General features: G+C 51.1%; 12 protein-coding genes. 4 read left to right on the top strand and 8 right to left on the bottom strand.

Annotated features, from left to right (window positions below):
• Positions 1 to 77 precede the first annotated feature (77 nt).
• The 4 genes from OLTU_RS17390 (at position 78) to OLTU_RS17375 (ending at position 4,308) form a co-directional block, all read left to right on the top strand.
• A complete protein-coding gene (locus OLTU_RS17390) occupies positions 78 to 1,163 on the top strand; it encodes an ABC transporter substrate-binding protein (RefSeq protein WP_141734031.1) in 1,086 nt (361 codons plus the stop codon).
• On the top strand, positions 1,150 to 3,024 hold the full coding sequence (locus tag OLTU_RS17385; protein ID WP_176736720.1) for a sensor histidine kinase: 1,875 nt from the start codon (positions 1,150 to 1,152) through the stop codon (positions 3,022 to 3,024). Before OLTU_RS17390 ends, OLTU_RS17385 begins: the two co-directional genes overlap by 14 nt.
• A gap of 83 nt (positions 3,025 to 3,107) precedes the next feature.
• Positions 3,108 to 3,449 carry an ArsR/SmtB family transcription factor gene (locus OLTU_RS17380; protein WP_141734029.1) on the top strand — a complete coding sequence of 114 codons (342 nt, stop codon included), beginning with the start codon at positions 3,108 to 3,110 and terminating at the stop codon, positions 3,447 to 3,449.
• Positions 3,436 to 4,308 (top strand): SRPBCC family protein, encoded by an 873-nt coding sequence (locus OLTU_RS17375; RefSeq protein WP_141734028.1) that lies wholly within the window; start codon positions 3,436 to 3,438, stop codon positions 4,306 to 4,308. The genes OLTU_RS17380 and OLTU_RS17375 overlap by 14 nt, the downstream gene beginning before the upstream one ends.
• Before the next feature lie 204 nt (positions 4,309 to 4,512).
• Here OLTU_RS17375 and OLTU_RS17370 read toward each other — a convergent pair whose 3' ends face one another.
• The 8 genes from OLTU_RS17370 to OLTU_RS17335 all read right to left on the bottom strand — a co-directional run bounded on the left by OLTU_RS17370 (position 4,513) and on the right by OLTU_RS17335 (position 13,188).
• The gene (locus tag OLTU_RS17370; protein ID WP_141734027.1) at positions 4,513 to 5,316 is read right to left on the bottom strand and encodes a hypothetical protein; all 804 of its coding nucleotides are present in this window, start codon (positions 5,314 to 5,316) and stop codon (positions 4,513 to 4,515) included.
• Entirely contained in the window at positions 5,316 to 6,392 is a 1,077-nt protein-coding gene (locus tag OLTU_RS17365; protein ID WP_141734026.1) for a DUF6817 domain-containing protein, read from the bottom strand. Before OLTU_RS17365 ends, OLTU_RS17370 begins: the two co-directional genes overlap by 1 nt.
• On the bottom strand, positions 6,389 to 7,477 hold the full coding sequence (locus tag OLTU_RS17360) for a radical SAM protein (RefSeq protein WP_218110093.1): 1,089 nt from the start codon (positions 7,475 to 7,477) through the stop codon (positions 6,389 to 6,391). Before OLTU_RS17360 ends, OLTU_RS17365 begins: the two co-directional genes overlap by 4 nt.
• Before the next feature lie 84 nt (positions 7,478 to 7,561).
• Positions 7,562 to 7,897, bottom strand: coding sequence for a hypothetical protein (locus OLTU_RS17355; protein WP_141734024.1), 336 nt, complete (start codon positions 7,895 to 7,897; stop codon positions 7,562 to 7,564).
• Positions 7,898 to 7,922: 25 nt separating this feature from the next.
• Entirely contained in the window at positions 7,923 to 8,645 is a 723-nt protein-coding gene (locus tag OLTU_RS17350; protein WP_141734023.1) for a trypsin-like serine protease, read from the bottom strand.
• A 597-nt stretch (positions 8,646 to 9,242) separates the two neighbouring features.
• The gene (locus OLTU_RS17345) at positions 9,243 to 10,394 is read right to left on the bottom strand and encodes an acyl-CoA dehydrogenase family protein (protein WP_141734022.1); all 1,152 of its coding nucleotides are present in this window, start codon (positions 10,392 to 10,394) and stop codon (positions 9,243 to 9,245) included.
• An 8-nt stretch (positions 10,395 to 10,402) separates the two neighbouring features.
• Positions 10,403 to 12,388 carry an acetyl/propionyl/methylcrotonyl-CoA carboxylase subunit alpha gene (locus OLTU_RS17340; RefSeq protein WP_141734021.1) on the bottom strand — a complete coding sequence of 662 codons (1,986 nt, stop codon included), beginning with the start codon at positions 12,386 to 12,388 and terminating at the stop codon, positions 10,403 to 10,405.
• Positions 12,385 to 13,188, bottom strand: a complete 804-nt coding sequence (locus tag OLTU_RS17335) for an enoyl-CoA hydratase/isomerase family protein (protein ID WP_141734020.1) — start codon at positions 13,186 to 13,188, stop codon at positions 12,385 to 12,387. Before OLTU_RS17335 ends, OLTU_RS17340 begins: the two co-directional genes overlap by 4 nt.
• Between the last annotated feature and the right edge of the window lie 6 nt (positions 13,189 to 13,194).

Here is a 13,194-nt window from a genome sequence, read left to right as displayed (position 1 = left end):
TGCAACGGATGAGCCATCCCCTTGAGCTGCATTTTTTCATTTCCTATGTTCGGTAAGAGGGTCATGATAGAGCCGCAATGCGCGATTGTTGTTCTCGCCAACAGGGTTTTATTTGCATGAAAATATGTCATCGCCTTTCTTTACATGGAAGAAATTACTCTTCGCTCATTGTCCGTTTGTTCTGCCTGGCGTCACTTGTCACATCCTGCCAACGCTGCTCGACTGCGGAAGAGGATCTTCGCATTGGGGTATCACCATGGCCTCCCATTGAATATCTCTTCCTTGCGCAGGAAAAAGGTCTGTTCGAGCAGTTGGGTGTCAAAGTGAAAATCATTGAATACAGCGCCATACAGGATGCGCGTCGAGCTTTTGAACGTGGCCAGATTGATGTGATGGGGGTGACGCCGCTTGATGTTTTGCTGGCCGGACAGTACTCAAAGCGGCAGCTCCAGGTGTTTGCCGTCATGGACACGTCGCATGGAGCCGATGTCCTCATCGCGCATTCCAGTATAAAGAGCCTCAGTGATTTGAAAGGCAAGGAGGTAGGCGCTGAACTGGCGACGGTCAGCTTTTACCTCCTGTCTCGGGCCGTCGAAAGCCACAGCTCTGTCTCGCTCCAGGATATGACAGTTGTCCCCTTGAGCCAAGGGCACATGGGCTCCGCGCTACGCAATGGCAAAATCGATGCGGCCTCCACCTTTCCTCCTTATTCTTTCAAACTGCTCTCCGACCCCGACTTTCACATGCTGTTTAGTAGCAAACAAATACCTGATGAGATCGTGGACGCTTTTGCTGCTGATAAGGACCTTATCGATCGACGTCGAGATGAGCTGGCCCGGTTTCTGCTCGGATTTTTTAAAGCGCAGCAGTATGCCGAGCAGCATCCGGAAGAATCTTACGCTTTCATGGCTGCCCGAGAGCATATCCCGAGTGCTGAATTCAAAGAGTCTCTTGGTCTTGTCAAGATGGTTTCACTCAATGAACAGCTCGCTTTTCTCGGTCCTGACGGAACGATCGAAGCGACGTTCCAGCGCATGGAAAACATGCTTCGTGGCCTCGGGCATCTTTCAAAACCACAAGAGGATTATAAAGGATGGACTGATAGCATAGTGAAAAAGGCCCTTCCCATGCATGAGGATAAAACGAGCCATGATCCTGACTAAAATCAAGCGACACATTGCTCTTTTTCTGCTGCTGGCTGGGGTCATCCTTGGCTCGGGAATTTTCATCTCTCACGCCATCTTTGAACATCAGCTGGAGAAAGCCTCATTCAAGCGTTCCGAGACTATTGCGAATATGCTGAATCATGCTGCAGAGACGCAGCTTCCCGATGAAGATTTGCAGAGACTCGTGAGCGTGCTCAGTGGTGAAAGTGATGTGGAATTTGTTCTGGTGATCGGCTGCTGCGCACCTCGCGTCATGGCCTCATCCCATCACCGCTGGATAGGAATGCCCCTGGAAAACCTGCCTCTTGATCCCGACCTGATTCAGGATATCAAGCGAACCTTGGAATCGAGACAGACGGTTTCCCGACTACATAGAGAAGCTCTGGCCGCCGACTATCTGGCGCCCATTTTGCTGACCCAGCCTATCGTCAGAGGACAAGGCCCCGGGCTTATCCTGGCTGCCACAATCATTCGACTCGATCTGCGGAATATTTACAGCATGTCCTTGACGACCAGCATCACCACAGCGGCTTTACTGATTTTTTCCATCTGCGGATCCGGTCTTATCCTTCTCAAACTCCATCGCCTTAAGACAGCACGTGTTGTGCGCTCCATCATTTCCACTATCAAACAGGCTGGGAGAGAGGAGGAAGCGCTGCCGATCAAGGCTGCTTTGATTCCTGAAGTGAAGGAGATGGCTATCGAGCTTATCTATGCCTTTACAGCCCTGCATTCGAGCGAGCAGCGTTTGCGTTTTGCGCTGGATGCCGGAAATATATGGGCTTGCGAGTGGGACCTGGGCAGTGATTTCATTGTCTGGTATGAGGATCGAGGCCTATTGTTTGATGAGACCAAAACCGGCCAGGGAGTCAAGTCATTCAGCGATATCCTCTCAGTCATCCACCCCGATGATCGGAATTCCGTGGATTCCCGGGTTCGCAGTTCGATTTTATACAGAGCCTCTTTCAGTGCTGAGTTCCGCACCGTGTGTGCTGATGGAACCCACCGCTGGGTGTCTTGCAGCGGCAAACTCATCAAGAGGGGCAGCAAGGACACCATGATTCTGACTGGAGTCGATATCACCAAACGCAAGCAGTTTGAGTCGACGATCGCATCCCAGCAGGCCAAGCTGATTGCATCATCGAAAATGAGTGCGCTCGGTGAGATGGCGGGTGGCATCGCTCATGAAATCAATAATCCTCTCGCTATCATCGACGGTAAAGCGAAGCAGCTCAAAATATTCCTGAACCGTGAACCTATTCCCAAAGAGATGACCATAGGCGCTGTGGAAACAATTTCCAATATGACCCGACGCATCGCCAAGATCATAAGAGGACTCCGCACCTTTTCCCGCAATACGGATATGGATCCCTTTGAGCAGGTCAAGGTTCGGACCATAGTCGACGAAACCCTTTCCTTCTGCTCAGAACGATTCAATGTGTACAAAATTCAGCTCCTCATTGACGATTTTTCTCCTGATCTGGAGCTGGAGTGCCGGGCGACTGAGATTTCCCAGGTGTTGCTCAACCTGCTTTCGAATGCCTTCGATGCTGTCGTGAACCTGAGCGAGAGATGGGTCAGGATTAGCGTCGGGCAGATTGCCGGGACCATAGAGATCGCGATCATGGACAGTGGAAAGGGAATACCCGAGGACATCCGCCCCAAACTGGGCCAGCCTTTCTTCACGACCAAGGAAGTTGGCAAAGGGACGGGCCTCGGTCTGAGCGTTTCCAAAGGCATTATCGAAGCTCAAAACGGGTCCCTGAATTATGACGAAACGTCGCCCAATACCAGATTCGTGATCCAGCTGCCGATATCTCAATCCAAAAGCCATAGGATGCACAACAGCCCGAAATGAATTTCAATGTTTGGTCTTACGGATCTCGTGCCTGACTTGACATTCTTTCAGCCGGCTTCTATATTCACCCTTGAGGGTGAATAATGAACGCTCACAAACTGGACCTTGATCAAATCCTTTTAGCCTTGGCGGATCCCACACGTCGGGCCATATTGCAGCGCTTATCCAAAGGCGAAACCAGGGTCACCGACCTGGCCAACCCTTTCGCGATGTCATTGAACTCTGTCTCCAAACATATCCGTATTTTGGAGCGTGCGCGCCTTGTGAAGAGGCGGCAATCGGGTCGTGAACACTTTCTGTCTTACGATCCCCGTGCCTTTGAGATGGCGCTCCAATGGATGGAAAAGCAGAGTCGACTTTGGAACGGGCGACTGGATATTTTGGAACAAATCCTGGATGAGGAGGACAGCCGTGAATCCGAATGAATCCATCACCGTCACCGTCATGAGGCATTTTCGGGCGGCGCCTGAGCGCGTATTTGATGCCTTTCTCGATCCCGCCAAAGCCGGCCGCTTTCTCTTCGCGACCGAAACAGGGCATATGAAGCGCGTGGAGATCGATGCCCGGGTCGGCGGCCAGTGGATCATCGTGGAAAATCGCAATGGCGAGGATGTTGAACATCATGGCGAGTATGTGGTCATAGACCGACCCAAACGCCTGGTCTTCACCGCGCGTGTTCCCAAATATTCGGATGGAACTGATACGGTCACCATCAGCATCACACCCAAAGACCAGGGTTGTGTTCTGGTTCTAACGCACGTCATGGCAGCGAAATTCAAAGACCAGACCGAAGGCTTCTTTGAAGGCTGGGCGGGCATTCTCATGGGCCTTGCCAGGGAATTGGGTGAACAATTCCTGAACCTAAAACAATCCATCGACATCAAAGCTCCCGCTTCCCGGGTTTGGGAGGTTCTGACCAATAGTCAGCTCAACCAGGAATGGATCAGTCTTTGGTGGCCAGGAACCAGAATGGAATCCGACTGGAAAGGTCCCGACAGTCCTGTGACCTGGATCATGGAAGACGGCAATGTGGGTTCGAAAGGCTTTATTTATAGCATCACGCCCAACCGGCATCTGAAATTCAGTTTCAGGGTTCAAGGCCTTGATTTTCAGAAGTTGGATTTTCTGACGTTTGATCTCCGGGAAGAGCAGGGAAAGACCAGCCTGACCGTGGAAATGGGCGATTTCTCGGACTCACCAGAGCATGAGCAGTGCCTGCCGGGGGCCAACGAAAGCTGGAACCTTTCCTTGCCCAAAATCAAGGCCATGGCGGAACAGAAGTGAGGGTCAATTACCCCGTTAGCGTCAGCCCGATGCCCCTGGGAGAGGGGCTCGGGTTGCGAAGCCCTGTCACCGCAGGCAATCCATTTCATCCGCCGTTCCCTCTGGAACCTTGAACCTTGCCTCATATTCACTCAACGCTTTCTTCCAGTCAGGGCTCAGTAGAAGTTCTCAGGTGGATTTATTTATGCTTGGCCTTGCCTTAAATTAATTGTCTGCTTTTCTGAATATGATGTGTGTAACAACCTTGTCATTTTCATAAAGATTGCCGATCAGTTCTGAACCCTGCGCATTGGTCGCCATCTGAAGGTAGGACCCATCGCCTGTTTCCAAGATCAATGTCTGAGTTTCCGAGTCAAACCGCAGGCTGATGTTCTCATCGCCTGATATCGCTTCAATTCTGGAAATCCGTACTTCATCGCGGTAAATACTAAGTACAGCCCGTGAGGCGTCTTTCCCCTTGTCATCGAATTTTTCCAATTCGAATTCGAAACGGCTGTTGTTCCAGGATTCTTTAGGGGCGAGGGGTTTCCCCCTATAGCTGCCATACAACTCTTCAATGAGATATCGGTGCTGAGCGAGGTTAAGAGGCTGAAATTTAGGAAATCCCTGAGTCACGCCTGTCAGTTTTTTAGCTTCGAGAGACGCGATGGCTTCTTCTGGACTGAAATATTCGACATTCAGTACTACGTCTCGCTCGGTTTCCTCTGTGGCTGGAAACGGCGGGGCCCGGCGTGATGATTCGTGTATTGGGTCGCTCGCCTGGGTATCGGACTCATGCACTGGATTCCCGGTAGCAGCCACGTTATCGCCATTGCTGGCAATAGCTTTAGAAGGCATTGGAGTCACTGGTACCGCGGCCTCGGTTTTCGCCGCAGTCATAGAACGATTGGTGTCGACGATAACATTGTCGCTGTCTACCGGGCGCATTGTCTCCTGTTTCGGCCACAGATAGAGAAGACATACAGCTGCGATAGCAAACGTGAGGCCTATAACTTTTTTACTCATCATCAAATCCCGAAAATTCGCTTAAGAGATAGAGCCATTTCTGGCGTGAGGATGTCATGGAACTTTTTATACAATTCCATCTTACGTGCTATATAGCCTACGTCCTCTTCGAACTCCAGCTGATCGATGAAATTTGCATAGTCGAGGAGAAGGAAATTCCTCCTGCCGGCGTCGTCCAGACATTCCAATGCGTCCATCCAGAGGCCTTGCGAGAACGAATATGTCAGTTCTTCAGCTTGGTTGCCAATGATTGCTGCAATTTCATTTCGCGATGGTACAACGTCCAAAGGTTGACTGTAGATGCTGTGCCAGAGCCCAGAACGACAGACCTCGTTTGGAGCACCGAGCGCTATAAGGAGGCGGTAGGTATTTACCAAGTGAGTGAGCAGATTCCGGCCTGTATGCCTGACTCGATGGGCTTTGAATTCAATAAGGCGATGCAGAGAATGGAGAAAAAAACCGTCGTCCAGCGCAATTAGGTCGCGGGATAGCATGTCTTCTACACATTTTTCGTTCAGGTAATGCTCCGGCGTCTGTTCCCAGAATGAAAAGATTACTGAGTACCGCGTTCCCCTATGAATAGGCCTCACGGCATGCCATGACTGGCTACTTAACTCGAGCAGGAAGAAGTTGTTCTCATCAAACGAAATGGTCTTCTCCACCTTGTTACGCCCGTCCAGAATTTGGATCTCACCACCTCCGACGTCACCGTCATTGATGACAAGACCCAAGCGAATGCTCTCATAACCTGGACCCGGCGCATCGGTATGTGGATTAATGTATTGGCCCCGCGCTAGGAGGTGAGCGGTGGCAGTGAAGAAAGGTTCCAGGGTCACTCCGAGGCTGCATTCCACCATTTGCCTTACGGCTTGATGGAAAGCCTTATTATTCCATGGAAGCGTGTCGGCACCTATATCATTCAAGCTGAGTTCATGTTGATCATAGAACCTTTTCTTTACCCGATTCCATGGCAATTCACTCTTGAGCTCGGAGAGTATCCTTTCAAAATCTGCATCGTTGAGATAGGGCATGCTGCCAAAAGCATGCTTATAAGGTTGTTCATGTATGGTTACCATCATGATATTTTCTCTTTGTAATAGAGGTCGGGATATATCTTTCGAAAGATGTGGGTGTATATGTCCATGTAATCCGAACAGTACACGCTTGGGTTATCGAATCCTCTGCTCTCAGACCAACGATGAGCGATGAAACCACCCCCACAGACAGTCTTGAGCTCACATGTTCCACAGGCTGAAGATGGCAGACTGCTGGCCTGATGCACGGCCGTCCACCACGGATCATTAACGATGTCCTGCAGCGCATGAGTATGCACGTTGATGCAGCTTGCGTTCTTTTTCTGCCTTGGGATGATATTCAATGCATCATGATGCTCAATTCGGCCGTCGGTATTAATGGTGACGGTCGAGTTCGCACCTGAGCCAATTGATTCCGATGAGGATTTTTTGCCGAGGACTGTGCGCAGCATATTTCGCAGTATGGGGACGTCAACATCCTGGGCTGCATATTCATCATACCATAGATCAAAGAAGCCCCGGTAAAATTTTGCGATCGAGGGCGCATGATCTTCAAAGGTGTAATCGGGTATCAGCACGTTGAAGCGATTTACCTTTAGGTCATGAACGAAATGCTTAAAGACCTCCTTCGGCTCGATCATAGGATCGCAAACAGAAATGAGCCCGGGAGAGATTCCTTGCGATCTTAAGAGCCCCAGGCAGTTGACTACGTTTGCATAAGAACTTTTGCCTTTGAAGTCGATTCTGCTCCGATCGTGAGCATCTCTTGTGGTGTCAAGGCTGACAGACACAGCAATTTCGAACTCTTTGAGGATCTCAATCCACTCGGGATCCATTAAAAGACCGTTAGTGGTCATTCCAAGGTTGATTTTGACACCAGTCTCGCGCTCGATGGCTCGAATGTCGTTGCTGATCTGTCGAAGATTCTTCTTGCCATAGAGCAGCGGCTCGCCGCCGTGATAAATGATGGAGAACTCGCGCGGTTTATACGTCTTGAGGTGGGCGGCGAGTGTCCGCACGAACGCCGCTCTGGTTTCAGCATTGAGAACGTTTGGGTAGTCCCTGACTTCGCCGTTGCGAAACCAGTAACAATACGTGCATTTGAGATTGCAGATACTCGCAAGTTTCAAAATGATAGTCGAAATTATCGGATTCATGAGCTTCTGCCTATTGTGTGACAGGAACGATATCCTTCCTGTCACTTGGTTCATCGCTTACTTGCCGAACTTATCCAAAAGTCCAGGTTCCTTGATTAGATCATTTGGAATTAAGCCGCCTGGAGTGATTCCCGGAATAATCCTCTCCGCAACTTTGTCTACAGTCCGATCGTATCTGTCGAAATTTCTATCATAGCCTTCCTCGTCGATGGACTGCGACTCCAAAATCTGTTGAACCAGAGCGGATTTTGAGGCCAGCTTGGCTGTGGTTCCGCTTTCCTGGCGCAAGCTTGCCAAAGCTTCAGCATTGGCTTGACTCGCACCGGAACCTGCAAGAGCTGCAACAGCAGCCATCGCCAGTTTCTTTGCCTTTTTGATTTCTGAATCTTTCATAACATTACTCCTATTTAATCTCACCTCACTGCGAGGGGAGAGTTTCTTGTTGAGCCTTATTTATGAATCCCATCACTTTAGAATTTGAAAGGGGCAGGACGAACAGGATCTTTTGTTTCCTTCCACCCAGGTCCACTATCTTGCTACCCTTGATAAGGCCTATCATCTTACCGCCCTGGATTAGGACCGAACCGGAATCGCCGTCGCCGGAATAGCCCTGAAAGTGGTCCTTATCCAGTGGTATATTCTGGAAGTTGACATAAACACCTTCCATGGGTTCAACCTTCAACTTGGAAAGATGCCTCGCAGGTTGACCAGAGTTTAACCATTTCCCTCCTGTGCGAACGAAGTTCTGAACTCCAAATCCGAGGAAATAGGCATCGCAATCTGATTGCAGAGATCCAATTTTCAAGTAGCTAGACTGCCCTGCTCCCTTGATTCGGATGAGGGCAATATCGTTTATGTGCTTGATGTCTTTTGCAAAATCGGGATGAATTAAAACACTCGGCTTTTCAATTCGGTAGCTTATATGGTTCTCTGTTATGACCAGGTGTTCAGTAGTCTTCGCGACACAATGAGCTGCCGTTATAACGTAATCTTCGTTGAAACGCATGCCGCTACAGAGTCGATGCTGGCCCACTTGAATTCTGGCTGCTAAACGCTCCAATGCAGGAAGATCAGTAGGAATGCAAGCGTGGGCTTGATTCCTGAAGAGCATGAACGCTGCAAAAAAGACTATGATGCGCAAGTGCAAGTCTCCTCCTTTTTCATCCTCCTTACTAACAAAAATCAATTACTGATATTGCAAGGCATCACAGAAGAAATGAAAAAAAGTTCAATTCTTTTTAGGTGGCACTTATGGCGGTAACTGAATGTGACTCTGAGTGTGAACATCAGTGACGTCAAACGTCACAGCGAAAGGAAATGGCAGGGCTTTTGTTTGAAGTGATGAGTGCGACGCAGATGAGAAGCATCAGTAGCGCCTTGAATTGCTGGAGAGACTGTAGACCCGGCACTGAGAAACGCAGCTGCGCTTAGCGCCACGTGGTTTGTTAGGCCATCTCGAATTCTTCAAAAATCTGATGTGGGTAATCGGCTCTAAGCTTGGTTCTATAATTAGGATCTGTCAGTAGCTCCCGCACTTTCGCATTTGAAACAACCAGGAGGATCCTTGCGTCTGACCCGGCCTTGGACTTCGACAGGAGCAGCCCAGGACTGATCCGAACCAGCTAGGAATTTCTGAAGCCTGACGCCATCCTCCCAGCGGCACTCCAGCAGCCAGAACTCGGCGCCATCGCGTTCGATCATCTCATCGGCCAGCCGGCGCGTGGAACATCCGGGCCGACTATGACAACCCCATGGACCTGGCGATGATCTCTTTCATGATTTCCTGCGTTCCACCACCGATTGGCAAAAGTCTGGCATCACGGGAAAGGCGTTCGACCAGGGTTTCCCTCATATATCCCATGCCACCAAATATCTGAACCGCTTCATAGCAGACTTCCTGAGCAACCTGGGCCGCAAGATTCTTGGCTGCAGCCACATCCTGAGGCAGGCCCTTGCCGTCCTGCATTTGCTTCGCAACCGCGAGCGTAAGGGCCTTGGCGCCCAGGACCTTGGTTTGCATATCGGCGAGCTTATGCCTGGTGACCTGAAATCTGCCGATGGGTTGACCAAACGCCTGTCTCTCGCGACTATATTGCAGAGCCTGCTCCAGTGCAATTTCCGCCAGGACATAGCCTTGTACGGCCAGCATCAGTCGCTCGTTTTCAAAATTCTTCATGATCGCTGGGAAACCCGAGCCTTCCGGCCCGATTCGATTTTCATGGGGAACGAAAACATCATCAAACACCAGTTCCCCGGTGTCAGAGGAACGCCACCCGGTTTTCTTCAGGCTTTTGGAAACTCGAAAACCTTCACGCTCCCTTTCCACGACAAAAAACGTCAGGCCATGATGCGAGGCATCTCCCGTTCGAGCCAATACGGTAAATTGATCGCCCCGAACACCGGATGTGATAAACGTTTTAGCACCTCTTATCACATATCCACCATCAACAGGACGAGCCGTGGTGCTAATCCTGGCCACGTCGCTGCCTGTATCTGGTTCCGTGATAGCCAACGCTGCAATTTTTTCACCCCGAAGTACCGCAGGTATGAAGGCCTGCTTTTGAACTTCCGTACCAAGCGCAAGTATGGGCGGCAATGCAATCGAGAGGGACCCCAGACCGACGGCAACTCCGGTAGCCCCGCCGCGCAGCAGCTCCTCCTGGGCCACGATACCGTGGAACAGGTCACCACCGCCTCCCTCTAATTCCACGGGAAAGGTGGGCCCCAGCAGACCAACGGCTGCCGCTTTTTGATAAAGCGCTCGATCAAAAATCTCAGCCTCTTCCCATTCAAAAGCAAAAGGCTTGATTTCCTTGTCCGCAAATCGACGACAGCTGTCCCTGAATGTCTCGTGAGACTTATCATAATAGTGAGCAAACATCGCCTGCATGGCTTCCCTCATGATGGAATGTCTGAACTAATCTCAGCCAAGGCCTGCTTTGCCATGACCTGACTCTGCCTATCAACCAGAAGGCGAGAAACCTTGCCATCTCTTTCCGCTCGAAGCTGATGCTCCATTTTCATGGCCTCCAATACCATGATCGTGGCACCTTCAAGAACGAAATCACCCTCCTGAACCTTGAGTTCAACGACACGGCCTGCAAAAGGAGCGAATAGCGTGCCACTGCCTTCCGGCTTGTTCTTGTCAACAAATCGGTAAGTCTGATTCACAAAGGCAAAGGTTCCCTGCTCATCAGATATCCAGATGGTGGCTCCGTCCCGGATCCAATGAATCCGTTCCACAGGCCGGCCCTCCATCCGCCATTGAAAGCAGTCTGGATCCTGTGGAGAAATATAAATGGTAGTCTGCTTATCAGCCGCGCGGACATTGATCTTGTACGCGTCGTGATGGGGCTCGATGCTCAGGTCCAGGTCACGAACCTCTTCACCGTAAGCCAGCTGAAATCGACATCTCGAAACACCCGTATTGTTAAATCCCCAAAGCTCTTGAGGGAATGGAAACGACTGGTGTTGCTCCAGCAACAGGGCAATGGCCGCTTTTTCAAATTGGAAAGCAGAAGGTCTCTCGACGGTCAATGCCGAAAGAATTTCGGTGCTTAAGGCACCTTCATCGAACAAGGGGCTGTCGATCACCTGCTTCAAATAGGATAGGTTGTTCAGGACACCAACAAGGCGGGTGCGAGACAGGGCCTGGCTCATCCTCCGCCTGGCTTCCTCGCGGTCCTTGCCCCAAACGATGAGCTTGCCAATCATGGGATCAAACGAACGACCCACCTTCATCCCTTGGGTAAAACCCAGATCCAATCGGATACCCGGACCTTCCGGCTGCTGCCACGTGAGAATGGTCCCCGTTTGTGGCAGAAACGCATTCAAAGGATCCTCACAATTCAACCGAACCTCGATGCAATGCCCGCTTGGAACGGATTCGGTCTGGTCCAGCAACCTGGATGGAAGGATTTGCTCCAGACTTTCGCCGTTCTCAACTCGAATTTGACACTGCACAAGGTCAATGTCGAAGACCATTTCCGTGACGGGATGTTCCACCTGCAGGCGCGTGTTCATTTCCAGAAAATAATGCTGCCCTTGCTCATCCAGTAAGAACTCGACGGTTCCGGCACCCAGATAATTGCAGGCACAGGCCAATGCTCGGGCGCTGTCCCACAAATTCTTTCTGACTGCTGGGGAAAGACCCGGTGCCGGCGCCTCTTCCACGATCTTTTGATGCCGCCTCTGAACCGAGCAATCGCGATCACCCAGGATCGCAACAGCCCCATGTTTGTCGCCCAATACCTGAACTTCAACATGCCGGACAGCCTGCATGGCTTTTTCGATCATGATTCCCGGGTCCGCGAAGAGTCGCGCTTCCGATTGGACCCGCTGCAGGGATTCCAACAACTGCGAGGGCTCAAGCACCAGACGCAGACCACGGCCGCCACCTCCCGCCACCGCTTTCAGCATCACGGGATAGCCAATTTTTTCGGCTTCGCGGGCCATGCGTGCCGGTGATTGATCAGGACCCTGATATCCCGGGATGCAGCGAACGCCAGCCTGCTCGGCAAATTCCCTGGCCTTGGACTTGCTGCCCATCAAACTGTTCACCTCCGCTCGCGGACCAATGAAGGCGATATTATTTTGCTCGCAAAGACTGGCAAAACCAGGGTCTTCCGATAAAAATCCATAGCCAGGGTGAATCGCATCCACACCATTCGCCAGGGCCAAGGCGACCAGCTTCTCCGCATTCAGATAGCCATCGGCCAGGGGATCTTCACCATCGAGAAGGATGGCCCGATCTGCGGCTTTCACATGGGGCGCATCTTCATCCATACTCGTGTATACGGCTACGGACGTAAGGCCCATCAGCCTTAATGTTTTGCAGATGCGAACGGCAATTTCACCACGATTGGCAATGAGAACTGACTTCATAGCTTCATCCAGTCTGCAGACCTTTTTTCCATAAAGGCCCGCCGTCCTTCGACTCCCTCAGGTCCCATCAGCGCCTGAGCAAATTCCTCAGCCGCCTGATCCAGGACCGCGTCAAGGTCAGGGTTAACCACCTGCAGGAGCAGCTTCTTGGTGACAGCATTGGCACCGGGAGCGCACTTTCGAAGCTTCTTCAGAATGGCTTCGAGCTGAACATCCAGGTCCTTCTCATCCGTGAAGGTCCCATGGACAAGGCCGAGCTCCTTCGCCTCCTGCCCGCTGAACCGCATCCCCAGCAAGGCCAAACGTCGTGTTTGAGTCAGCCCTATTCGCAAAGTAACGAAGGGAGCGATTTGGGCCGGAATCAAACCTAAACTGGTTTCCGGCAAACCGAACTGTGCCTGCTCATGCGCCAGCGCCAGGTCCGTAACACAGCAGAGGCCAAAGCCGCCACCCAGCACGGCACCTTCCAATATTCCTATCACGGTGAGGCGACAGTTATTGACAGCCTGCAGCAAATAACCAAAGTTCCTGTTCGCCTTGACCAGGTTTTTCTGCTGCAATTCACTGCCGGTCTCGGGATCATAGGACATGTCCTTGATATCGCCGCCCGCGCAGAAATTCCCATCCTGACCACGCAGTATGACAGCAAAGAGGTCACGCCGCTCCGCGAGATTTTCGAACAACTGTCTCAGCTCGTTCACCATCAGCTGATTCATTGCATTTTTTTGCTGAGGCCTATTCAAAGTGATCGTCAAAACATGTGCTTCCTCATGAAGCTTTAGTGTCTGCCACTCAGTCATCTGCTT

This window comes from Oligoflexus tunisiensis (assembly GCF_001748245.1).
GTDB lineage: Bacteria > Bdellovibrionota_B > Oligoflexia > Oligoflexales > Oligoflexaceae > Oligoflexus > Oligoflexus tunisiensis.
The sequence above is the reverse complement of the archived record's forward strand: the minus strand, read 5'-3'. Positions and strand labels throughout refer to the sequence as shown.